This window comes from Collinsella aerofaciens, assembly GCF_019131995.1.
Classification (GTDB): Bacteria; Actinomycetota; Coriobacteriia; order Coriobacteriales; family Coriobacteriaceae; genus Collinsella; species Collinsella aerofaciens_S.
On the sequence record NZ_JAHONA010000018.1, the window covers coordinates 1 to 21533 of the forward strand.

The following is a 21533-nucleotide window of genomic DNA, read 5'->3' on the forward strand; positions in this document are numbered from 1 at the left end:
GTGGACGGCACCGAGCCGTGCGCTTGAACTGAGAAGGGGGAGGCCTCGCGGCCTCACCCTTTTTTGCGTTTACGGGCTTTTGTCTCACATAGTAGCTGTGTTTTATAACCCTCGTTTGTCGCATCTTCTGCGAACGGGCTACAATAACTTAGTCTGTGCGATATGGAGGTGAACATGGCTGAAGCTGGTATCGGCGTTGATATCGTCGAGATTTCCCGCATGAAATCAATTCTTGAAAAGACGCCGTCGTTTGCTCGGCGTGTGTTTACCGAAGAAGAGCGTGCGTATTGCGATGCATCATCGCGTCCCGCTGCTCACTATGCGAGCCGCTTTGCTTCGCGCGAGGCGGTACTTAAAGCTCTCGGCACGGGTTTTAGTCAAGGCGTGGGTCGCAAGGATGTTTCGGTTACGCGTGATAAACTCGGCAAACCGAAGGCGCTGCTTTCGGGCCGTGCTCTCGAGATCGCTCAAGAACTGGGTGTTGTTGAGGTCGCTCTTTCCATTACGCTTACAGGAGACTTGGCCGTTGCGAATGCCATCGCGATTACCGAAGATGCTCGGCCTAAGCCAAAAGAGGAAAAGGTGAGCACCAAGAAACGCGTAGCGCAGACATTTAAAGAGGCTCGCTCTGTTTTAGATGAGCTTGAGCAGCTGCAGAATTCAGCATTGACGGAGCACCTGGGCGATGCTTCGCAAGATACGCTAGGAGCATAGATGAAACCGGTTTTGAGTACCGAAGAAGTCGTTCGTCTCGAGGATATCATCGAACGCGAAGGGACTTCGAAGGCCGAGCTTATGGAGCTAGCGGGTGAGTTTGCCGCCAACGAGGTCTTGAAGCTCAATCCCGATCGGGTTCTCGTTCTGGTCGGTTTTGGTAATAATGGCGGCGACGGTTGGGTTGCCGCCGATATCCTGAGCCATAAGGGTGTGGACGTGGATATCGTTTCTCCGGTTGAGCCGGATGAGATTCCTGCTGCTCTGGCACGTCATGTTGCTCGTCGTACTGCCGGCCGCGATGTGCACGTTTGCGTCGGCCCCTCGCGTGACGAACTCGAGGTTTTGATCGATAAGGCCGATGTTGTTGTCGATGCCATTTTTGGTACCGGTTTCCACGGAAATCTGCGTGCGCCGTTCTCCATCTGGATTCCTACGGTCAATGAATGCGCCGATTGTGTCGTATCCATTGATGTTCCCTCGGGCCTGAATGCCGAGACGGGCGTTGTTGATGACGACTGCATTCGTGCCGAGCATACGGTGACGATGATTGCGCCCAAGATTGGTCTGTATAGCGCTGATGGTCCTGAGTATGCTGGCGATTTGATCTGCGGCAATCTTTACGACCGTCTTGACGAGGTCATCGATGATGTCGACCACGCCGCCGAGATTGTCGAGCCCGGTGACTTAGTTGATTACTTTGCCCCATTACCTACGAATATCGATAAGTATTCCCGTGGCTCTGTGCTTATTGTCGCCGGATCTGCGCAATATCCTGGTGCTGCCATTATGGCGGCCAAGTCTGCAGCTCGCGCGGGTGCTGGTTACGTGGCAGTCGCGGCTCCTGACGCCTGCGCCAATCTTATTCGCATGGCACTTCCTTCGATTCCCGTCTTTGCTATTCCGTCTGATTCCCGCGGCTCCTTTGGCGCCGCTGCGCGCATGACTGTGTGCGAGATTGCAAAGAAGTACAGCTGTGTACTGTGCGGTCCCGGTATGACGACATCTGCCGGCGCTATGCAGGTGGTTTCGGGCTTGCTCGAGCTTGATGTGCCGCTTATCTTGGACGCCGATGCACTCAACTGCCTTGCTAAGATTGCCATTGACGGTATTGATAGTAATCCCGAGATGTATCGTCGCGAGCAGCCGTTGGTTATGACGCCGCACTATCGTGAACTTTCGCGTCTGGTTGCCGGTGACGAGGTGAACGACCTTGGTACTGCGATTGCAGCCGCGCAGAAGGTTGTCTGGGCTGCAGGCTCTGACAATCTGGTGGTCATTGCCAAGGGGCCGACGACGGCTATCTGTGGCGTTGAGCGTGTGCTGCTGCCGCTCTCGGGTCCGGCTTCTCTGGCAACTGCCGGTTCGGGTGATGTCCTCGCGGGTATTTTGGCCGGCACGCTTGCCACCATGCGCGACGAGATGGATCGTTGGGAGTTGCTGTATTCGTACGCCGTCGCACTTCACAGCTACGCCGGTTTTGCCGCGGCGACGGAGTATGGTGAGAAGAGCGTCATCGCGACCGATCTTATCGACTTGATCGGTCCGGCCATGGAACTGGCGGCAAAGGATGCGCTCGAAGATCTGGGAATCATGGACGAAGGGTCGGATGACTAATCATGAATAAAGCCGATTTGACGCGCTGGTCCTGGGTCGAGATCGACCGCGGGGCGCTCCGTCGCAACACGAGGGCCTATAAGAACTTGCTGAATCCACGTCAGCGCCTGTGCTGCGTGGTCAAGGCCGATGCTTATGGCCATGGAGCTGTTGAGTGCGCCAAGATCATGTATTCGGCCGGTGCCGACATGTTTGCCGTGGCGACGGTTAACGAGGGCGTTGAGCTCCGACAGGGCGGGATTACGAAACCCATCCTCATCCTAAGCGAGCCGCCTATCGAGGCCATTCCGACGTTGCTCGAGTTTGATATCATGCCTTCGGTCTATACGTCTGACTTTGCTCTTGCGTATGGCGAATGTGCCGTCGCGGCGGGCAAAGTGGGCAAGTATCATCTCGCCATCGAGACGGGCATGAATCGTATCGGCGTTCACTACACGCAGGTGCTCGACTTTGTCCGCGGTATAAATTTCCATCGCGGTATTCAGTGCGACGGCGTATTTACGCACTTCGCCACGGCCGATGAACCTTCGGGCTGGGACTACAAGCTGCAGTGTCAGCGCTTTACCGAGGCCGTTCAGGCCATTAAGGATGCGGGTTTTGAGTGCGGTATCGTGCACTGCGCCAACACGCCGTCCTCGATGCTCGACCCCTCGATGCATTTTGATATGATCCGCGCCGGCGTTGGCTTGTATGGCATGCAGCCGTGCGAGCTGAGTGGCCGCGTGATGCAGCTTGATCCCGTTATGAGCGTCCATGCGCGTGTGACGCGCGTGGCACACCCTGCGATGGGTGAGGGCGTGGGCTACGGTTTTACCTACCGCGTACCGCGTACGCGCGTTCAGATCTGCACGCTGCCGATCGGTTATGCCGATGGCCTATCGCGTACGCTTTCCAATCGTATGGATGTGCTGTATCGCGGCGAGCGTGTGCATCAGGTTGGCAATATCTGCATGGACCAGTTTATGGTCGCCATTCAGTCCAACCCGGCACACGAGATTCCCGAGGCCGAGTATGGTGACGAGATGATCATTGTCGGCCGCGATGGCGATGCCGAGATCACTATGGACGAGATGGCCCGACTGCGCGGAACAATTAACTACGAGGTCGCCTGCGGCTTTGGCATGCGTCTCGACAAGGTCTACGTGTAGGAGCCGCTATGGGCGTCATGCACATCCCCGGCCATACCCATCAGGCACCACGTGAGGTCGCACTCGAGGAAATTGAGGCCGTTCTGGGCGATTGTCACCTCTGCCAGCTCTACCAGTCGCGTCACAATATCGTGTTTGGCGTGGGAAACCCCCGCGCTCGCGTGATGTTTATTGGTGAGGCGCCGGGCCGCAATGAGGATTTGCAGGGCGAGCCCTTTGTGGGGGCGGCAGGCGAGGACCTCAACGGCATTTTGTCGCTGGCGGGCCTCAAACGCGAAGACGTCTACATTGCCAACGTGCTTAAGTGCCGCCCGCCGGGAAACCGCAATCCGCGTCCCGAGGAAGTGCTGGCTTGCTCGCCGTTTTTGCGTGAGCAGATTCGAAGCATCTGGCCCGATATTATCGTGACGCTCGGCAACCCCGCGACGCACTTTGTGCTTAAGACCGAGATTGGCATTACTAAGCTGCGCGGCAGGTTCCACCAGATGGGGCATTTTGTAGTAATGTCCACGTTCCATCCGGCAGCAGCGCTGCGCAATCCGGCGTGGCAGGAGCTGCTGGAGGAAGACTTTAAGATGCTGGGCGACTATCTGGAGCGACATCCCGCACCAGAGGACGCCTCGGAATAATAAGGAGCATATATGTCCCTGGAGCGCCTGGGGGTAGGTACTTACAAAACGACTTGCGCTGCCGATACGGAGTACTTTGGCGAGCTAATTGCACCGTGCCTTGAGGACGGCGATGTGCTCATCCTGACCGGTGGCCTGGGAGTGGGCAAAACTCACTTTACCAAGGGCGTCTCGCGCGGGCTGGGCGATGAGCATATGGTTACGAGCCCTACGTTTGCGCTCATGGCCGTTCACGATCAAGGTCGTATTCCGCTGTTTCACTTTGATCTATACCGCCTGGAGCATGCCTACGAGCTCGAGGATACGGGCATTTTCGATGTGCTGGGCTATGAGGGTGCTTGCTTGCTGGAATGGGGCGAACAATTCCAGGACGAGCTGACGGATGAGTATCTTTCGGTGACGCTCAAGCGTGATGAGGGCGACAGCGATGTGCGAACGATAACGCTCGAGGCACACGGTGACCGCGCAATGGAGCTTTCCCATTTGATTGATAAGGCTGTACAAGATGAGCTTGCATAACGACAACGCGCTGGTGGTGGCGCTCGATACCTCGACCGACATGCTTGCCTGCGCGGCAAGCTGGATTGATGGGCAGACGGGCGAGACGAAGCTCGTGAGTGGCGACCACATGTGTCGCCGTCACGCCAACGTTGAGCTCGTGAATACCGTTGATGGCGTGCTGGCTCAAGCCGGTCTGGATCGCAGCGATGTTGGTTACTACGTGGTCGGCCGCGGCCCGGGGTCGTTTACGGGTGTGCGCATCGGCATCTCCACTGCCAAGGGCCTCGCGCGTGGTGCCAATGTTCCGCTGCTGGGCGTGTCGACGCTCGACGCCTGCGCTTGGACGGCGTGGAAGGCTGGCGTGCGCGGCAAGCTTGGTATCTTGGCCGATGCTATGCGCGGTGAGGTATATCCGGCGCTGTATATGCTGGTCGATGAGGGTCCCGAGCGTCTGTTTCAGCGCGAGCGCGTGGTCAAGGCCGCCGTGGCGCTTGATGAGTGGCGTCAGACCGCGGGCTGGGATCAGGTTCAGCTAACTGGTGACGGTCTCGTGCGTTATGGCAAGCTGCTGGGTGAGGACGAGACGGCACGCTGCGTGGAGCGAGGCCTGTGGTGGCCCTCGGGCGAGGGCCTGCTGATGGCGCACGCTGCGGGTGACGGCGATCCGGCTCGCGTCCTGCCGATTTACACGCGCCTTTCGGATGCCGAGGAAAACGAGCGCAAGCGTCTTGGTCTTGCCGAGAGTGCGCAGAGCGAAATTACGGGTGTTGCCGATGAGCTCGCTGGGCGTCATCTGCAATTCCGCCCCATGGGCGCGGCGGATGCCGAGGGCGCGAGCGCACTGGAGACCGCCTGCTTTGAAGGCGCCGGACACGAGGCGTGGACGCCGGGCATGTTCTTGTCCGAGCTGGGCGAGGACGTTGCCGCTCCGCGTAGCTGGTGGGTGGCGCACGACGACGGTCAGTTGCTGGGTCTTGCCGGCGGCATGGTCGTCGACGGGGACGTGCAGATTCTGGATGTTGCCGTCGATCCGAAGCATCGCCGCGAGGGTATTGCCCGCAAGCTGCTGTCGCACGTGAGCTACGATGCCCAGATGCTCGGCTGCACCACGGCTTCGCTCGAGGTCGAGGACGGCAACGAGGGCGCTATTGCACTCTATGCCTCCCTGGGCTTTACCGAGGCGGGCTGCCGCCGCGGTTACTACGGTGTTGGCAAAGATGCCATTGTCATGACGGCGCCGCTGCCCTTGGTGCTCCCGGTCGACAACGCTTCGCCCGAGCCGACGGCGGCTGAGCAGCGTGTATGGCCGCTACCTGCACCCGAGCGAACCGTTGAGGAACGCGCCGAAATTGAGCGTCGCCGCCTGGTGCTTGCCATCGAGAGTTCGTGCGATGAGACGGCTGTGGCGATTATCGATGCGGACGGTAATATGCTGGCCAATCAGGTTTCGACGCAGATCGATTTTCATGCCCGTTTTGGCGGCGTAGTGCCCGAGATCGCTTCGCGCAAGCACGTTGAGGTTATCGTGAGCGTCGTGGACGCGGCGCTCGAGGATGCCGCGGCATCGCTTGGTCTTGAGGGCGGAGCCATCGCGCCGAGCGAACTCGCCGCTGTTGGCGTGACACAGGGTCCGGGCCTGGTGGGTGCTCTGGTGGTGGGCGTCGCCTTCGCCAAGGGCTTTGCCTATGCTGCCGGTAAACCGCTCGTGTGTGTCAATCATCTGGAGGGCCACCTGTTTGCCAACCTGCTGGCGCAGCCCGATCTCAAGCCGCCGTTTATCTTCACGCTCGTCTCGGGCGGTCATACCATGCTTGTTCACGTCAAGGCGTGGGGCGACTACGAGGTGCTCGGCGAGACGCTCGACGACGCCGCGGGCGAAGCCTTTGACAAAGTGGCAAAGGCGCTGGGCCTGGGCTATCCCGGCGGCCCCATCATCTCCAAGCTTGCCGAGACGGGCAACCCCAAGGCGATCGGTTTCCCCCGTGCGCTTAACAGCAGGGGGGACTATCGCTTCTCGCTTTCGGGTCTCAAGACGGCGGTGACGCTCTACATCGAGCAGGAGACCAAGGCCGGACGCACGATTCATCTGCCCGACCTGGCGGCTTCGTTTGAGGCCGCAGTCTTTGACGTTCAGTACAAGAAGGCCAAGAACGCGCTGCATGCCACCGGGTGCAAGGAGTATTGCATCGGTGGTGGCGTCTCGGCCAATCCGCATCTGCGCGAGATGATGATCAAGAAGCTCGGGCGTCAGGGGATCCGCGTAACGGTGCCGCCTCTCTCGGCATGCACCGACAACGCCGCCATGATCGCGGAGGTCGCCCGCCGTAAATTCGACCGAGGAGAAATCTCGCCGTTCGACGTCGACGCCGATCCGAACATGACGCTGTAGCCGCAAAGGCGCGGTCCCCGGCCGGAGGGGCCGGATATAAGGTTTCCTGCTCTACAGTCCTGCGCAAGACGAAGGCCACATTAAGTGCTTTCCTTTGCGTGCGGAACTCGCGATAAACCTTATATCCGGCCCCTCCGGCCGGGGACCTTCCTGTATCGATATAGCTTCCGAGCTGGTTTGGCGTCGACAACGTCCAGCAAGATTAACAAGCCAGCGTCGAATTTCCGGCGTGCTTTAGCTGAAAGAAAAAGATGGTATGCGGAGCTTTGCTCCGCATTTGGGATGGGAGCCCCCGAGAGCGGCGGGAGCCGGGCGGCGCATGTGAACTTTATCGCGAGTTCCGCACGCAAAGGAAAGCACTTAATGTGGCCTTCGTCTTGCGCAGGACTGTAGAGCAGGAAAGTTCACATGCGCCGCCCGGCTCCCGCCGCTCTCGGGGGCATCTCTCATGCAAAAACTTTTGTTGGGTAAAGTCCGAGGTCAGTGGCGTTTTATACCGAGAAATTCAAAAAAGTTGAAAATTCATTACATATTTGCGTTGACTTTAGGTAACTAAAGTTTCATACTCCTTTTCAACCACTGGGGGATGTGAACACGCACGGATCGTTCACATCATGATTGAAGAGGATTTCTTAGGCATGTTCACACATCAGCTAAACATTATCAGCGTAGTAATTATCTGATGCGGGTTAGCACATACAGCTAGCCCGTACGATAACGGGCGGCTGATAAAGATGAGGGCCGTCGAGCGCAACCGACGGCCCTCATTTTTTATGTCTAGGAAGTTCTTTTTAGAGGAGGAAATGTAATGAACGGAGTTTTGCTCATGGTTGTGGCCGCGGCGGTGCTCGCCTGCGGCTATCTGGGCTATGGCCGATGGCTGGCCAACAAATGGGGCGTTGACAAAGAGGCCCTCACGCCGGCCAAGCGCATGAAGGACGGCAAGAGCTTCTCGCCCGTCTCCGCCTTCACCGCGTTCTCGCACCAGTTCAGCTCGATCTGCGGTGCTGGCCCTGTCACGGGTACGATCGTCGCCATGGCCTTTGGCTGGCTGCCCGTCGTGCTCTGGGTCCTCGTCGGCGGCATCTTCTTTGGTGCCGTCCACGACTTTGGTGCCCTGTACGCTTCGATGAAGAACAACGGCAAGTCGCTCGCTCAGCTCATCGAGAAGTACATCGGCAAGACCGGCCGTCGCCTGTTCCTGCTGTTCTGCTGGCTGTTCTGCATCATCGTCATCGCCGCTTTCACCGACATGGTCTGCAAGACGTTCATGTTCACCCCGGCCGTTGACGCTTCTGGTGCTGCTACCGGTGCCATCGACTTCACCAAGTCCTATGCCGCCGGCTGCGCTGGTACCATCTCCATCCTGTTCACCTTCGTCGCTATCGCCTTTGGTTGGGCCCAGAAGAAGTTCAACCTCACCGGCGCTGCCGAGTTCGTCACCGGCGTTATCCTCATGGTTCTCATGTTCGCCGTCGGTATGCAGTTCCCGGTCTACCTGGATAAGTTCCAGTGGTTCGCCGTCGTCATGGTCTACCTGGTCTTCGCTGGCGCCATGCCCATCCAGATGCTCAAGACTCCGCGCGATTACCTCACTTCCATCATGATGATCGTCATGATCGTCTGCGCTGTCCTCGGCATCGTCGTCCTGGGCGTCAACGGTCAGGCCACTATCACCGCTCCGGTCTTTACCGGCTTCTCCACTGCCTCCGGCATGATGTTCCCGGTCCTGTTCGTCTCCGTCGCTTGCGGTGCTCTCTCCGGTTTCCACAGCCTCGTTTCTTCCGGCACCTCTTCTAAGCAGGTCGAGAAGGAGCAGGACGCCGTCAAGGTCGGTTACGGCGCCATGATCGTCGAGTCCTTCGTCGGCATCCTTGCCATCATCGTCGCCGGCATCATGTTCTCCGACATGAACACCGCCGGTACCGGCGCCCTCAACGCCGGCGTCGCTTCCACCCCGTTCCAGATCTTCGCCGCTGGCATCTCCCGCGGTATGCAGGCCTTCGGTGTTGACGGCACGCTCGCTACCGTCTTTATGACCATGAACGTTTCCGCTCTGGCCCTGACCTCGCTCGACGCCGTCGCCCGCATCGCCCGCACCTCGTTCTCCGAGTTCTTTGCCCAGACCAACGACGCCCTGGCCATCGAGTCTAAGGCCGGCTACATGAAGGTCCTCGGCAACCCCTGGTTCGCCACGGTCGTCACCCTGCTTCCCGGTCTCGCCCTCGCTTTTGGTGGCTATGCCAACATCTGGCCGCTCTTTGGTGCTTCCAACCAGCTGCTCGGCGGCATGACCATGATCACCCTCGCCGTGTTCTGCAAGTGCACCGGCCGCAAGGGCTGGATGCTATACGTGCCCGTCGTCTTCCTGCTCTGCTGCACCTTCACCTCGCTGGTCCAGAGCGCCATGGGCTGCATGGCCGCTGTCCAGGCTTACGGCTTCTTCGGCACCATCCCGGCTACCGCCACCACGGCCGCCGTCTCCGTCGCCGCCACCAAGGGCCTGCAGCTTGTCTTCGCCGTTCTGCTGATGGTCCTGGGCCTCATCGTCGCCGTCAACTGCCTCAAGGAGCTCTTCGGCAAGGAGGCCGGTTCCATGCCCGACGAGGAGCCCGAGTGGTCCGAGATGGGCAAGGCCGAGTACGGCCGCGCCGCTGCCGCTGAGGCTCCTGCCGACGCCGAGGCCGCCAGGGCTTAGTCGACCTGACGAGTTGAACGTCACATCTATATGACTCGGAAAGACCGGGTCCGCGACTTCGCGGGCTCGGTCCTTTTTTCATGCAAAAGCGGGTGACGCTCGAGTGTTCTCGCAGATGTTTTGCGTGGATAAGGGCGCGCGTTGTACCATATAGACGTATATGTGTACATATGAAAGGGGCCCCGTGGCCAAGACGGTATATTCCGATAACCAAAATAATGTCGATGCCCTGGCTGAACGTCTGAGCAGCCAGACGTCGCTTTCTGCCGAGCGTGCCAAGCTGGTTGCCTACGACCTGCTCTGCCGCAAGGCGCTCAAGATTAAGTCGAGTGCGCTGGCGCAAATTTTCCGCTCCGTCGATAAGGAATGTGACACCAAGGCGATGCGCGATGAACTTATCGCGGCAAATATCGTGACCAAGATCGAGGGTAGCGGCATTAACGGGCGCCCGGCGTTCTATACCATCAATGCCGAGATCCGCGATGCCCAGGAGCAGCCTGCCGAGTCCGTCGAGGATTTTGTCGTCGAGGATTCCGCTGACGTGCCTGCTGTGGAAGAAACTGCTCCGCGTGAGCATGTCGATACCGATGAGTTGCTCGATGAGAACGTCGTGCGTGCCTTTACGGCCAAGGCAGGACGCGGCGGTTTTGGCGGGGGTGGCAAGCGCGATGCGCAGCGCCGCGCCCAGCAGGAGCGCTTCCGTCGCGCCGTTGCTCAAAAGGGTGAGACGGATGCCGAGGCTGTTGAGACCGAGGTTGCTGCCGAGTCGCAGAAGCCCACGAAGGAGCAAAAGCCCGTGGAGGCCCAAGAGCCCAAGCGCCGTCGCGGTGCTCACTTTAAGGCTGCACAGCAGGATGCCGCGCGTGAGGTTGAAGAGTCTTCTGAGGTTGCAGACGATGTTGAGGAGTCTGCCAAGAAGGCTCCGGGTTCATGCCGTCCCGGACGTGGTTTTGCGGGGCGCGCGTATCCCGTAAGGCGTCAGGAGAAGAGCGAGCCGGCTTCGACCACTCAGGGCGAGAAGGACGAGAAGACCGTTGAGCCGGCGGCTCGCGAGCAGAAGCCTGTTGAGCCGCAGCTTGAGGTTGATGCCGAGGCCAAGGGCCAGCAGCCTACTGATGAGCAGGCGGAGCAGGGCGCGTCGAGCAAGCCTCGCCGCCGTCGCCATCGTGGGGGCCGCAGTTCCCATGCCGAGACTGCAACCGAGAAGACCACGCCGCAGAACGAGGATGCGAAGGCCGAGGTTTCTTCGGGGCAGCCTAAGCGCCAGCCGGCGAAGGAGAGCAAGTTCGTTCGTCCGCAGAAGCAGACGTCTATGCCGAAGCACGAGCGCAATTCCCAGGGCGATTCTAAGCGCAAGTCTCAGAAGAAGCCGGAGTCTGCCGCAGCAGATACTGCTGCCCAGCAGCCCAAGTCGTCCGTCCACGGCGAGGTCTCGGCGTTTGCCCTTGCCCGCGTTTTAGGCAGGCAGCTGCTCAAGGTTGTCCCTACGCCTACGGCGCTCTCTAAGATCAAGGAGCAGCAGACACAGATCGTAAAGGTCGAGGGCAAGGACGGCAAAAAGGCTCCGCAGCGCACTCAGCACAACGAGATGTCCAACCGCAAGATTGCCGAGGAAATCGCAATCATCCAGGCTTGGATCGAGCAGAACCGAGGTGCCGATACGCCGGTTGCCTCGCGCCGCCAGCGTGCCTACCAGATCTTTAACGACGAGAAGGCTTTTGACGGCAAGCACGGTGAGCGCTTGATCAGGCGTATGACCGAAAAGGGCATCAGCATGCAGGCGATCAAGGTCGCCCCCAATCGCCCCGTGCACTTTACGGGCTTCTTTACGCTGGGCGCCGACAAGCCGTTCATTATGGTCGAGAACCTGGACACCTACGACGAGATCGTCAAGCTGCTGCGTGGCCGCAAGCACGCCAAGCTCTTTGGCATCAAGGTGGGCGGTGTGATTTTTGGCGGCGGATGCAAGGCGAGCGTCTCGCATGCCCTGGACGATTATCTGGCTGAGATTGGCTATCGCTTTAACTACGTCTACTACGTAGGCGACATCGATCGCGAGGGCGCGCGCATTGTCGAGCAGGCTCGCAATGCCAATGTGGTTGAGATTCGCCTGCATGCCGGCATGTACCGTGCCATGCTCGCCGAGCATAAGCGTCGCGTGAAGGCCGGCGGCGAGTGCGAGCCCGCGGCTGCCAACCAGGGCGTGCCGCAGAACCTGGCGGCGACGATCAAGGATCTGCCCATGGTTACGCGCGTGCAGTTCCGCAACGTGCTGCGCGAGGGCGGGCGCATTCCGCAGGAGATTCTGATGACCGCAGACTATCGGGATGGCGACTCGGGAAGCTTCGACCGCATGCTCAACAACTAGGGCGTTCGGCCCCGGGAGAGCGGGGACACCGGCTTAGGTTTCCTGCTCTACAGTCCTGCTCACGACGGAGGCCACATTAAGTGGCCTCCTGTTCGTGCGGAACTCGCGATAAACCTAAGCCGGTGTCCCCGCTCTCCCGGGGCCTGTGGTTACCTGGTTGTTGCATGCGGCTCGCTTTTCGGAACTGGGCTGATATTTTCTTGATGTTAGGCGCTCTTGGTCCTAATGGGCTTGGGGCGTCTTCGCGTTTCCTCAGCTCCGCACCCTTGCGGGTTCGAATCCCTCCGCTTGCCCACAAGAAAGCGCCCTGGGCCTTTATGGGCTCAGGGCGCTCAATTTTAATGGCTGGGACGGAGGGATTCGAACCCCCAACAGCCGGCACCAAAAACCGGAGTTCTACCGTTGAACTACGTCCCAATGTGTGGTGTTGCCCAAAGCAACTCGTTTAGTTTACCTAATCTGCCAGGGCATCGCAAACGCCATCGAGAAGGCGGACGGCGAGGGTCTGCGCGTCGCTTGCGGTAAAGGTGCCGTTGTAGCGCGTCATGCCCGTGAGCTCAATGCGAATGCGAGCCGGCTTCTGCTGCGCGGCGACATTGGCAGTGCGGATGCGCTGGGCCAGGTTGTGACACTCGGCGAGGGCAATCGTGGCGCGCGGTGCGGCGTCGGCGGGCAGCTCGTCGCTTGCGATTTCGAGCACCAGGTCAACGTCGGTTGGGACCTCGGAGTCGCAGAGCATCATGCCGCTGTTGTCGGTCGTTGCCGTGGCGATATTCCACATGCGCGACGCAACACTGCGCGCGATGGGGTCCTCGCCGATAACGGCAATCTGGAAGCGCTCGAGCACGTTGGCGGCGCGAGCAAAACCGATGCGGGACTCGGCTTCGGTGACCGAGGGCTTGCCCTCCCACACATGGTGCAGGCGGTTGATGTAGGCGTAGGTGTCCTGGAAGGCCATGCCGTCGGCAAACAGGCCGACATTTTCCTGGAACTGCTGCAGGGCGGCCTCGGTATGCGGACCAAAGTAGCCGTCGTCTTCGCCACAGGCAAAGCCCAAAACGTTGAGAGCGCGCTGCAGGGCCTGCACATCGGCGCCATGGAAATTGGGCATGCGCAGATAGAGGGTGCGGTCGCCCAGCTTATACGAAGCGTCTACAAGGGCGCTCCAACAGGGGATATCGACGGCATGACCGGCAGCAAGGCCGCTGTCGAGCCTGAAGGTGCTGACGGCCTGCTCAGTGGTGGCTCCAAAGTACTTGTCGGTGACTTCGGCGGCATCAATCGTGTAGCCGAGCTGCAGGAGACGAGACTGCACGTCCTCGACGGCTGCTCCTTGCATGCCCGTTGTAATAGGTTCCATGAACGAACCCCTTTCGGCGTACCATTCGTACTATTTGAGCGTCTGTCGGATAGACAACGCAAAGGGATGCATAAACATGCACTCAACAGTGTAGCAAGTTGTGCCTAAATACGCTGCTGACAGGTTTTATAACCCCCGTTAGTTAAGGCGCTCCACAAAGAAATCTGCCATGGAGAGGAACAGCTCGCGTGCGTGCGGATCAAGCTCAACGTTCTCGATGGCCGCTTTGGCCTTAGCGGTCAGGTCGAGCGCGTAAGTGTGGGCGTAATCGATAGAGCCGGTCTCCTGGAAGATCTCCACGGCGCGTGCGAGCTGCGCGGGATCATCGGTGCCCGAGGAAAGAATCGCCTCGACCTCGTCGTGGTGGCGCTCATCAGAGAGGGCGTGTACGGCGACAAGCGTGCGCTTGCCCTCGGTGATGTCGGTGCGGAAGTCCTTGTTGGCGGCTTCCTTAGTGCCGACAAGGTTGAGCAGGTCGTCCTGAATCTGAAAGGCAAGGCCTGTGTGTAGGCCAAAGGCGCGCAGCGCTCCGATTTGCTCATCGCTGCCGCCGCCGATAATGGCTCCGGCGGCAAGCGGCGTGGCTCCGCTGTAAAACGCGGTCTTGTGCGTCGCCATGTCCAGGTAGTCATCAACCGAGATATCAAAGCGCCCGTCACGGACCCAACCCAGGTCGAGTGCTTGACCCTCAATGGTGCGGACGATCATCTCGGTAAGCTCGTGGAGCACGCGCAGCTTCACGTCGGACTCCAGCGTAGGGTCGTCGAGAACCGTCTTGGTGACCATGGTGAGCGCCAGGTCGCCACAATTGATGGCAAGGCCCGTGCCCTCGGTAAGGTGCATACAGGGCTTGCCTCGACGAAGCTGTCCGTTGTCGGCGATGTCGTCGTGGATCAGCGCGCCCGACTGGAAATGCTCGATAGCTGCCGCGGCGCTGCGGGCGCTCTCAAAGCTGCCGCCCACTGCGGTTGCGGCGAGCATGCAGATAAGCGGGCGGTGGCGCTTGCCGGCGTTGGCCGTAAAAGCCGAGAGCGGCGCGTACAGGTAGCGCTCGATATCGGCAGAGGTCGCCTGTCCGTCAAAGAACGTGGCCAGATAGTCGTTAATCTGGTCAAAGTGTTGGGCTAAAAAGCTGGTAAACGGACTGGACACGGGTTCTCGCATTCTTTCTGAGGTTGCATTGATGCAATATGCAGACAACATATTGCCACATCAGGGCGTTTGGCGCGGCAGTTTTGGCGATTTAGGACAACGGGCGTGCGTTTGATGGAGTGTGCCTAAATCAGCCTAAAATGCTCGAGCGCCGCAACGACACCGTCGTGATCGACGGTGTCGGTCACGTAATCGGCCTTATCCTTGAGATAGTCTGGTGCGTTGCCCATGGCGATACCGACATCGACGGCGTTCATCAGCGAGATGTCATTGCTGGCGTCGCCAATGCCGTATACGGTTCCGTGGTGGGGATCGAGGGCGTCGAGTACAGACTGGATGCCCCCGCGCTTCGTGCATTCGCGGGGCGAGATTTCGGTTACCTCGAGTTCGAGCTCGTTAAAGCACAGCAGCGGCTCAAGTGCCTTATCTTGAGCGATGTGGTTGGCGAGCGATGTAGACATCAAGATCTTGTAGACACTGTAATGTTGCAGCTGCGTGACTGCGTCGCCCAGGGTGCGCGCGTATCCGGGGGCATCGGGGGCATCGGCACTCATGCGCACGACGCCGTTGAGGCCCTCAAAGCGGATGACCTCGCCCGATTGCTCAAGATAGGGGGCAAGATGCTGCAGCATGCTGGGCGTCATCGACAGATCGCGAATTGCGTGTCCGTTGATCTCGGCGTAACCGCCCGCAAGACAGACGATGCCGGTCCAGGGCAGCTCAAGAAGTTTGGGGTGGATGCAGCTCAGGGTGCGTCCCGTGCAGATAAAGGCCATGTTGCCGTTGGCGACAAACTCGCGGATTGCCTGCGAAACCGCCTCGTTGGGATAGGGGGAGAGGTCCCGCTCGTCTTCGGGAAGGTCTTGGGCGAGCCTGGGGTCTTGCCAGGCGAGCGTTCCGTCGATATCGAAGAAGCAGATATCGCCGCGCTTATGGGCTGCGCTGGCGGCAGGGGAGGCCGAGGTGGTGGGCACAAATTCCGGCTCGAGGCCCATGATCTGGTCAAAATGCTCTTTAACGCGGGGAACGGAGATGCCGATGACCACCTGGGCGGTCTTGCCCGTAATGATGAGGCCCTTGGCGCCCACCGCGACAAACGACGCGTTATCTGCAACGATGGAAGGGTCTGCGACCTCGACGCGCAGGCGCGTGGCGCAGTTGGTTGCGCCCACGATATTGCCAACGCCACCTAAAAGCTGAATTACCCGCTCAGCGAGGACGTGATCTTGATCGGACCGACTATCGACCTCGTCATTGGGGGATTGCTCTTTGGCAAAGTCGCTTCCCGTTAAACAATCGATTGCCGCGCGATTGGCAACATGATCCTCGCGGCCCGGTGTCTTAAGGTCATAGACCAAGATGAGTGCTCGAAAACTAACAAAAAAGATGAGGCTAAAGGCAAGGCCGATACCGAGCGCCAAAAGATAGGCACCGGCATGCGTGCGCATGAGCGGAATAAAGTTGAAGGCTGCCATCTCCATGAGGCCGCCCGAGAAGATGCCGACGATGCCAAAGAGATTCATGGTTGTGGCAAGGCAAGACGATAAGACGGCGTAGAGCAAAAAGAGCCCGGGGTGGGTGAACATAAAGAGAAACTCGAGTGGCTCGGTAACGCCGCAAACCACCGAGGCGACGATGGCGGGCAAAAGGATGACCTTAAGGCCGGCGCGGCGCTCTGGTTTTGCGGTGGAGTAGAACGCGGCTGCGATGGCGGGAAGGCCAAAGAGCTTGACCCAGCCGGTGGCGGTAAAACCGGCCCACGGCGCAAGTTCATTAAGGGGGCGCGTGCTATGGGAGAGGATGGGGAGCAAGCTGCTCCACGTGGCGTAGATGCCGTCGTTAATGACCAGGTTGTCGTAGTAGATCGGCATGTAGAGCAGGTGGTGCAGCCCCATGGGCTCGAGCGCTCGCTCCAAAAGCACAAAGATGCCCACGCCAAAGGGGCCGACGCTCGTAAGTGCATGGCGCAGCGTTTCGGTCATTGCGTATACGGAGGGCACGATGGCGGCCGAGATAGCGGCAAGGGCAAACACGGCAAAAAAGCTGATGAGGTAGACCAGCGAGGAGCCCGAGAAGGTGCCGAGCCAATCGGGAACCTTGGCATCGTAGAAGCGGTCATGGATGGCGACGACGGTTGCCGATACCGCCAGCGGGCCGATAATGCCGGTGTCGAGCGTCTTGATGCCGTCGATGATGGTGATGCCGCTAGCGGAGGTCAAAGACGACGGGTACTTAAGTCCAAGATTGTCTCCGCTCAGCTTAATGATCTCGCTCAAAAAGAAGCAGTAGGCAAAATAGGCGACGAGAGCCTCGAGGCAGCAACGAGCCGGTTGTTTTTGGGCAAGACCGATGGGCAGCGCTACGGCAAAAAGGAGCGGGAGGCGTTTAAAGACCGTCCACGAGCCGCGCTGGATGATGGTCCAAAAAGCGTACCAAGGGGTTCCGTATACGGCGAGATCGCCGACGATGTCCGCAGTCGTTGCGAGAGCGGAGACGCCGACCATGAGGCCCGATATAGAAAACAGCATGGCGGGAGCGAACATTGCCCCGCCAAAGCGTTGGATTTTTTGCAGCATGTTCTGCCTTCCGAATATCGAGGCGCGTTGCGCGTGGGGAAACGTTTAAACAATGGATTCATTGTAGAGGACCAGACGATTGTCGTGCCGGCAGTTTTGAGCGAAACCGATTTGGGCACGACAGAAACCGTCAACGGTTAAATCCTGTCGCTTTACCGATATTCGGTTTAAACAACTTTAAGAAATGCTATCGTGCCTAGCCGGAAATAAATAATGTAGAGGTGAAACAATGCCAAAAGCAATATACGAAGGAATCTACCGAGAAATACGCTCGCGCATCATTAATGGGACCTATGCGTTTCAGGAGATGCTGCCAACCGAAGCCGAGCTGACCGCGGAATTTGGCTGCACGCGCAATACCGTCCGCCGCGCTTTGAGCATGCTGGCCGACGGGATGTTTGTGCAGCCCATACACGGCAAGGGCGTGCGCGTTATTTGGCTTAAGGGCGAAACCGACATGTTGGGCGCACTCGAAGAGGTTGAGTCGTTTGGCGAGTTTGCAAAGCGCAACAATGCCGTTGCATCGACGGACGTTAAGTCTTTTGAACATCTGGTCTGCACCGAGCAACTCTCTCGTCGCCTGGGCTTTAAGGTGGGCGAGAAGTTGATTCGCGTGGTGCGCGTCCGTAGCCTTAACGGTAACGCTCGCCAGGTGGACCACGGCTATTTTCTGGAGTCGATCGCCAAAGGCCTGACACCCGAGATCGCCGCAAGGTCAATTTATGACTATCTGGAGCACAAGCGCGGCGTCAAAGTGATGGCGAGTCGTCGTACGGTGAGTGTCGAGCTCGCCAACGATGAGGACTGCAGCTACTTGGACCTTGGTAAGTACAACTGCGTCGCCGTTATGGAGAGCCAATCGTACACCTCGGACGGCATCTTGTTCGAGGTCACGCACGCCCGTACGCACCCCGAGATCTTCCACTACCGCGTCAACTCCAAGCGATAGCCGGCTAGCTCGCAGCCTGACGAGACTCATGCCCTCAAAGCGAAAACGCCCGGTCAAACCGACGATGTATCGGCTTGACCGGGCGTTTTCTCTGCATTCGATAATAAATAATTGTTTATACAAAACTTGTCAAGTATCAAGTTGAAATTACCGTTCACCGAAGTTTTTCTACCGCTCTAGTAATACTTGTTCAAACAACTAGCCAAATAGCGTATCGTTCAAATCAGCAAAAGGGGCAAAGTCCCCGAGCCAATCTCCGAAGGCGGCGGCAAAGGGTGCCGCCACGGTGTGAAAGGGTGGATTGTAATGAAGAACGAAATGAGCAGAAGGCAGTTCCTGGGCTTTGCTGGTTCCGCGGCTGCGGTTCTTGGTCTGGGTCTCGTGGGCTGCGGTGGTTCTGCCGGCTCCGGCTCCTCTGCTTCTGGTGACGCTGCTGAGGTCTACTTCCTCCAATTCAAGCCCGAGGTCGACAAGGAGTGGAAGGAGATCGCCAAGGCCTATAAGAAGGAGAAGGGCGTCGAGGTCAAGATCGTGACCGCTGCCTCCAACACCTACGAGGAGAAGCTTAAGTCCGAGATGTCCAAGAGCTCCGCTCCGACCCTGTTCCAGGTCAACGGTCCCACCGGTCTTAAGAACTGGAAGGACTACTGCGCCGACCTGTCCGATACCAAGCTCCGCGGTGAGCTCATTGACGACTCCCTGGCTCTGCAGTCCGATGGCAAGGATCTGGGTATCGACTGGGTCCAGGAGAGCTACGGCATCATCTACAACAAGCAGCTGCTCGAGAAGGCTGGCTACAAGGCCGAGGACATCAACTCCTTCGACAAGCTGAAGGCTTGTGCCGACGACATCCAGGCCCGCAAGGACGAGCTCGGCATTGAGGGCGCCTTTACTTCCGCCGGCATGGATGACTCCTCCAGCTGGCGCTACACCACCCACCTCGCCAACCTCCCGCTCTACTACGAGTTCGAGAAGGAGCACAACCAGGAGGACGACGAGATCAAGGGCGAGTATCTCGACAACTTCAAGCAGATTTTCGACCTGTACATCACCGACTCCACCTGCGATCCTTCGCAGCTTGCCTCCAAGACCGGCGACGACGCCACCAACGAGTTCGCAACCGGCAAGGCCGTCTTCTATCAGAACGGTTCTTGGGCCTACGCTGACCTCACCAAGGCCGGCATGACCGACGATCAGATTGGCATGATGCCCATCTACATCGGTGTCGACGGCGAGGAGAACCAGGGCCTGTGCTCCGGCGGCGAGAACTACTGGTGCGTCAGCTCCCAGGCTTCCGAGGATGCCCAGAAGGCCACCGAGGACTTCATGTATTGGTGCGTCACTTCTGACACCGCCACCAGCATCATCGCTGACAAGATGGGTCTGACTGCCCCGTTCAAGAGCGCTAAGGAGACCACCAACGTCTTCTCGCAGCAGGCCGTTGCCATGGCCAAGGACGGCAAGAAGACCGTCGCTTGGGACTTCGTTTACATCCCCTCTGAGGAGTGGAAGAAGAACCTCAAGCAGGCTCTGATTGCCTATGCTGCCGACAACAGCAAGTGGGACGGCGTCAAGAACGCCTTCGTCGATGGCTGGAAGACCGAGAAGGCTGCTTCCGAGTAAGCAGTTGCTGCCCAAGCTATCTGATTAGCGACAGGGGGCGGGCAGACGTTGGTTTGCCCGCCCCCTGCATATTGAAAGGACCCTTCTATGGGCAAAGCACTCAAGCGCTGGTGGCCGCTCTTTATGCTGCCCACGTGTCTGGCGTTTATGATCGGGTTCGTGATCCCCTTTATCCAGGGTTTCTATCTCTCGTTCTGCCAGTTTATTACCATCAACAACACGCACTTTGTCGGTATCGAGAACTACGTGCGCGCACTGTCCGATCCGCAGTTTGCCACGTCGTTCTTCTTTACCGTGGCGTTTGCCTTCCTGTCGACGGTGCTCATCAACGTGATCGCCCTGGCCATTGCGCAGGCGCTCACCCGCAAGGCGCTCAAAGGCACCAACATCTTCCGTACGATCTTCTTTATGCCTAACCTGATCGGCGGCATCGTGCTGGGCTACATTTGGCAGATTCTGATCAACTGCCTGCTCTCCAACGTGGGCGCCCAGCTCATCGCTCTTAACTCTGCTGCTGGCTTCTGGGGCCTTATCATCCTGACCCTGTGGCAGCAGGTCGGCTACATGATGATCATCTACATCGCTGGTCTGCAGTCCATTCCGTCCGATTACATCGAGGCCGCCAAGGTCGACGGCGCTACGGCATGGCAGACGTTTTGGAAGGTTAAGATCCCTAACCTGATGCCGACCATCACCATCTGCCTGTTCCTGTCCATCACCAACGGCTTTAAGCTGTTCGACCAGAACCTCGCCCTTACCGGCGGCGCCCCCGCGCACTCCACCGAGATGCTCGCCCTGAACATCTACAACACGTTCTATTCGCGTGCCGGTATCGCATGGCAGGGCATTGGTCAGGCCAAGGCGGTTATCTTCTGCATCCTGGTCGTGGCCATCTCCATGATCCAGCTTAAGGCCACGAGGTCCAAGGAGGTGCAGCAGTAATGAAACGCGATAAGGTTATCAACCGCGCGCTCTCGATTTTCTTTACGATCCTGTCGCTCGCGTGGATCTACCCCGTGTTCATGATTGCGCTTAATTCTTTTAAGAAAGCGACCGCAATCAGCACCACCACGGCATTCGATCTGCTCACGCCCGAGACGTTCAACGGCCTCGCAAACTACATGCACGCCCTTAACGAGCAGGGCTTTGCCTCGGCATTTATGTACTCGCTCATCATCACGGTCACGTCGGTCGTGCTGATCTTGGTGTGCTGCTCCATGTGCGCTTGGTACGTGGTTCGTGTTAACAACAAGATCTCGAACTTCTTCTATTACCTGTTCGTCTTCTCGATGGTCGTGCCCTTCCAGATGCTCATGTTCACGCTGTCCAATTTGGCGGACCGCATCGGCTTCAACACGCCGTTCAACATCTGCTTTATCTACCTCGGCTTTGGCGCGGGCCTGGCGGTCTTTATGTTCGCCGGCTTTGTAAAGAACATTCCGCTCGAGATCGAAGAGGCGGCCATGATCGACGGCTGCAACCCGGTCCAGGTGTTCTTTAAGATCGTCCTTCCCATCATGAAGCCCACCTATCTTTCGGTCGGCATCCTCGAGACCATGTGGGTCTGGAACGACTATCTGCTGCCCTACCTTACGCTCGACTCCACCAAGTACAAGACCATTCCTATCTTGATCCAGTACTTCCGCGGCGGCTACGGCCACGTCGAGCTCGGCCCCATGATGGCCTGCATCATGATGGTCGTTATCCCCATCGTTATCATGTACATCCTCTGTCAGAAGTACATCATCGACGGCGTGGTGGCAGGTGCCGTCAAGGGCTGATGCCGTAACTGTTTTGCAAGTTTCTGCG

15 protein-coding genes and 1 tRNA gene are annotated in these 21533 nt (G+C 58.6%); 12 read left to right on the forward strand and 4 right to left on the reverse strand.

From position 1 onward, the window contains the following. The first annotated feature begins 174 nt into the window (after nt 1–174). From acpS to KSY82_RS06775, 8 genes are all read left to right on the forward strand, one after another. On the forward strand, nt 175–714 hold the full coding sequence (gene acpS, locus KSY82_RS06740; RefSeq protein WP_006235843.1) for a holo-ACP synthase: 540 nt from the start codon (nt 175–177) through the stop codon (nt 712–714). After that, on the forward strand, nt 715–2331 hold the full coding sequence (locus KSY82_RS06745; RefSeq protein WP_082222952.1) for an NAD(P)H-hydrate dehydratase: 1617 nt from the start codon (nt 715–717) through the stop codon (nt 2329–2331). It begins immediately after the preceding gene. Nucleotides 2332–2333: 2 nt separating this feature from the next. After that, nucleotides 2334–3479, forward strand: a complete 1146-nt coding sequence (gene alr, locus KSY82_RS06750; RefSeq protein ID WP_035137770.1) for an alanine racemase — start codon at nt 2334–2336, stop codon at nt 3477–3479. 8 nt (nt 3480–3487) lie between these two features. Next, nucleotides 3488–4108, forward strand: a complete 621-nt coding sequence (locus KSY82_RS06755) for a uracil-DNA glycosylase (RefSeq protein ID WP_217750735.1) — start codon at nt 3488–3490, stop codon at nt 4106–4108. A 12-nt stretch (nt 4109–4120) separates the two neighbouring features. Next, on the forward strand, nt 4121–4627 hold the full coding sequence (gene tsaE / locus KSY82_RS06760) for a tRNA (adenosine(37)-N6)-threonylcarbamoyltransferase complex ATPase subunit type 1 TsaE (protein ID WP_117735673.1): 507 nt from the start codon (nt 4121–4123) through the stop codon (nt 4625–4627). Continuing rightward, nucleotides 4614–6998: a tRNA (adenosine(37)-N6)-threonylcarbamoyltransferase complex transferase subunit TsaD gene (gene tsaD / locus KSY82_RS06765; protein WP_217750736.1), complete on the forward strand. Its 2385-nt coding sequence runs from the start codon at nt 4614–4616 to the stop codon at nt 6996–6998. The genes tsaE and tsaD overlap by 14 nt, the downstream gene beginning before the upstream one ends. Before the next feature lie 808 nt (nt 6999–7806). Further along, entirely contained in the window at nt 7807–9696 is a 1890-nt protein-coding gene (locus tag KSY82_RS06770; protein WP_217750738.1) for a carbon starvation CstA family protein, read from the forward strand. 184 nt (nt 9697–9880) lie between these two features. Continuing rightward, the gene (locus KSY82_RS06775; protein ID WP_217750739.1) at nt 9881–12064 is read left to right on the forward strand and encodes a hypothetical protein; all 2184 of its coding nucleotides are present in this window, start codon (nt 9881–9883) and stop codon (nt 12062–12064) included. Nucleotides 12065–12406: 342 nt separating this feature from the next. Here KSY82_RS06775 and KSY82_RS06780 read toward each other — a convergent pair. From KSY82_RS06780 to KSY82_RS06795, 4 genes are all read right to left on the reverse strand, one after another. Further along, a tRNA-Gln gene (locus KSY82_RS06780) sits at nt 12407–12481 on the reverse strand. A 37-nt stretch (nt 12482–12518) separates the two neighbouring features. Beyond that, on the reverse strand, nt 12519–13424 hold the full coding sequence (locus KSY82_RS06785) for a peptidoglycan-binding domain-containing protein (RefSeq protein ID WP_022094145.1): 906 nt from the start codon (nt 13422–13424) through the stop codon (nt 12519–12521). A 138-nt stretch (nt 13425–13562) separates the two neighbouring features. Next, complete coding sequence (locus KSY82_RS06790) at nt 13563–14576, reverse strand: polyprenyl synthetase family protein (protein ID WP_035137766.1); 1014 nt, start codon at nt 14574–14576, stop codon at nt 13563–13565. Between the two features lie 125 nt (nt 14577–14701). Beyond that, a complete protein-coding gene (locus tag KSY82_RS06795; RefSeq protein WP_217750740.1) occupies nt 14702–17152 on the reverse strand; it encodes a PTS transporter subunit EIIC in 2451 nt (816 codons plus the stop codon). A 229-nt stretch (nt 17153–17381) separates the two neighbouring features. Here KSY82_RS06795 and KSY82_RS06800 point away from each other — a divergent pair, with 229 nt between their 5' ends. From KSY82_RS06800 to KSY82_RS06815, 4 genes are all read left to right on the forward strand, one after another. Further along, nucleotides 17382–18101 (forward strand): GntR family transcriptional regulator, encoded by a 720-nt coding sequence (locus tag KSY82_RS06800; protein ID WP_217750741.1) that lies wholly within the window; start codon nt 17382–17384, stop codon nt 18099–18101. A 306-nt stretch (nt 18102–18407) separates the two neighbouring features. Further along, nucleotides 18408–19724, forward strand: coding sequence for an ABC transporter substrate-binding protein (locus KSY82_RS06805; protein ID WP_195544790.1), 1317 nt, complete (start codon nt 18408–18410; stop codon nt 19722–19724). An 87-nt stretch (nt 19725–19811) separates the two neighbouring features. Beyond that, nucleotides 19812–20666 carry a carbohydrate ABC transporter permease gene (locus KSY82_RS06810; protein ID WP_055285610.1) on the forward strand — a complete coding sequence of 285 codons (855 nt, stop codon included), beginning with the start codon at nt 19812–19814 and terminating at the stop codon, nt 20664–20666. Further along, on the forward strand, nt 20666–21505 hold the full coding sequence (locus tag KSY82_RS06815) for a carbohydrate ABC transporter permease (protein ID WP_022095055.1): 840 nt from the start codon (nt 20666–20668) through the stop codon (nt 21503–21505). The genes KSY82_RS06810 and KSY82_RS06815 overlap by 1 nt, the downstream gene beginning before the upstream one ends. The last annotated feature ends 28 nt before the right edge of the window (nt 21506–21533 follow it).

Bases quoted from the DNA above. Each gene is read 5' to 3' on its own strand.
- acpS (WP_006235843.1), top strand. From the start codon at position 175: ATGGCTGAAGCTGGTATCGGCGTTGATATCGTCGAGATTTCCCGCATG.
- KSY82_RS06745 (WP_082222952.1), top strand. From the start codon at position 715: ATGAAACCGGTTTTGAGTACCGAAGAAGTCGTTCGTCTCGAGGATATC.
- alr (WP_035137770.1), top strand. From the start codon at position 2,334: ATGAATAAAGCCGATTTGACGCGCTGGTCCTGGGTCGAGATCGACCGC.
- KSY82_RS06755 (WP_217750735.1), top strand. From the start codon at position 3,488: ATGGGCGTCATGCACATCCCCGGCCATACCCATCAGGCACCACGTGAG.
- tsaE (WP_117735673.1), top strand. From the start codon at position 4,121: ATGTCCCTGGAGCGCCTGGGGGTAGGTACTTACAAAACGACTTGCGCT.
- tsaD (WP_217750736.1), top strand. From the start codon at position 4,614: ATGAGCTTGCATAACGACAACGCGCTGGTGGTGGCGCTCGATACCTCG.
- KSY82_RS06770 (WP_217750738.1), top strand. From the start codon at position 7,807: ATGAACGGAGTTTTGCTCATGGTTGTGGCCGCGGCGGTGCTCGCCTGC.
- KSY82_RS06785 (WP_022094145.1), bottom strand. From the start codon at position 13,424: ATGGAACCTATTACAACGGGCATGCAAGGAGCAGCCGTCGAGGACGTG.
- KSY82_RS06795 (WP_217750740.1), bottom strand. From the start codon at position 17,152: ATGCTGCAAAAAATCCAACGCTTTGGCGGGGCAATGTTCGCTCCCGCC.
- KSY82_RS06800 (WP_217750741.1), top strand. From the start codon at position 17,382: ATGCCAAAAGCAATATACGAAGGAATCTACCGAGAAATACGCTCGCGC.
- KSY82_RS06805 (WP_195544790.1), top strand. From the start codon at position 18,408: ATGAAGAACGAAATGAGCAGAAGGCAGTTCCTGGGCTTTGCTGGTTCC.
- KSY82_RS06810 (WP_055285610.1), top strand. From the start codon at position 19,812: ATGGGCAAAGCACTCAAGCGCTGGTGGCCGCTCTTTATGCTGCCCACG.
- KSY82_RS06815 (WP_022095055.1), top strand. From the start codon at position 20,666: ATGAAACGCGATAAGGTTATCAACCGCGCGCTCTCGATTTTCTTTACG.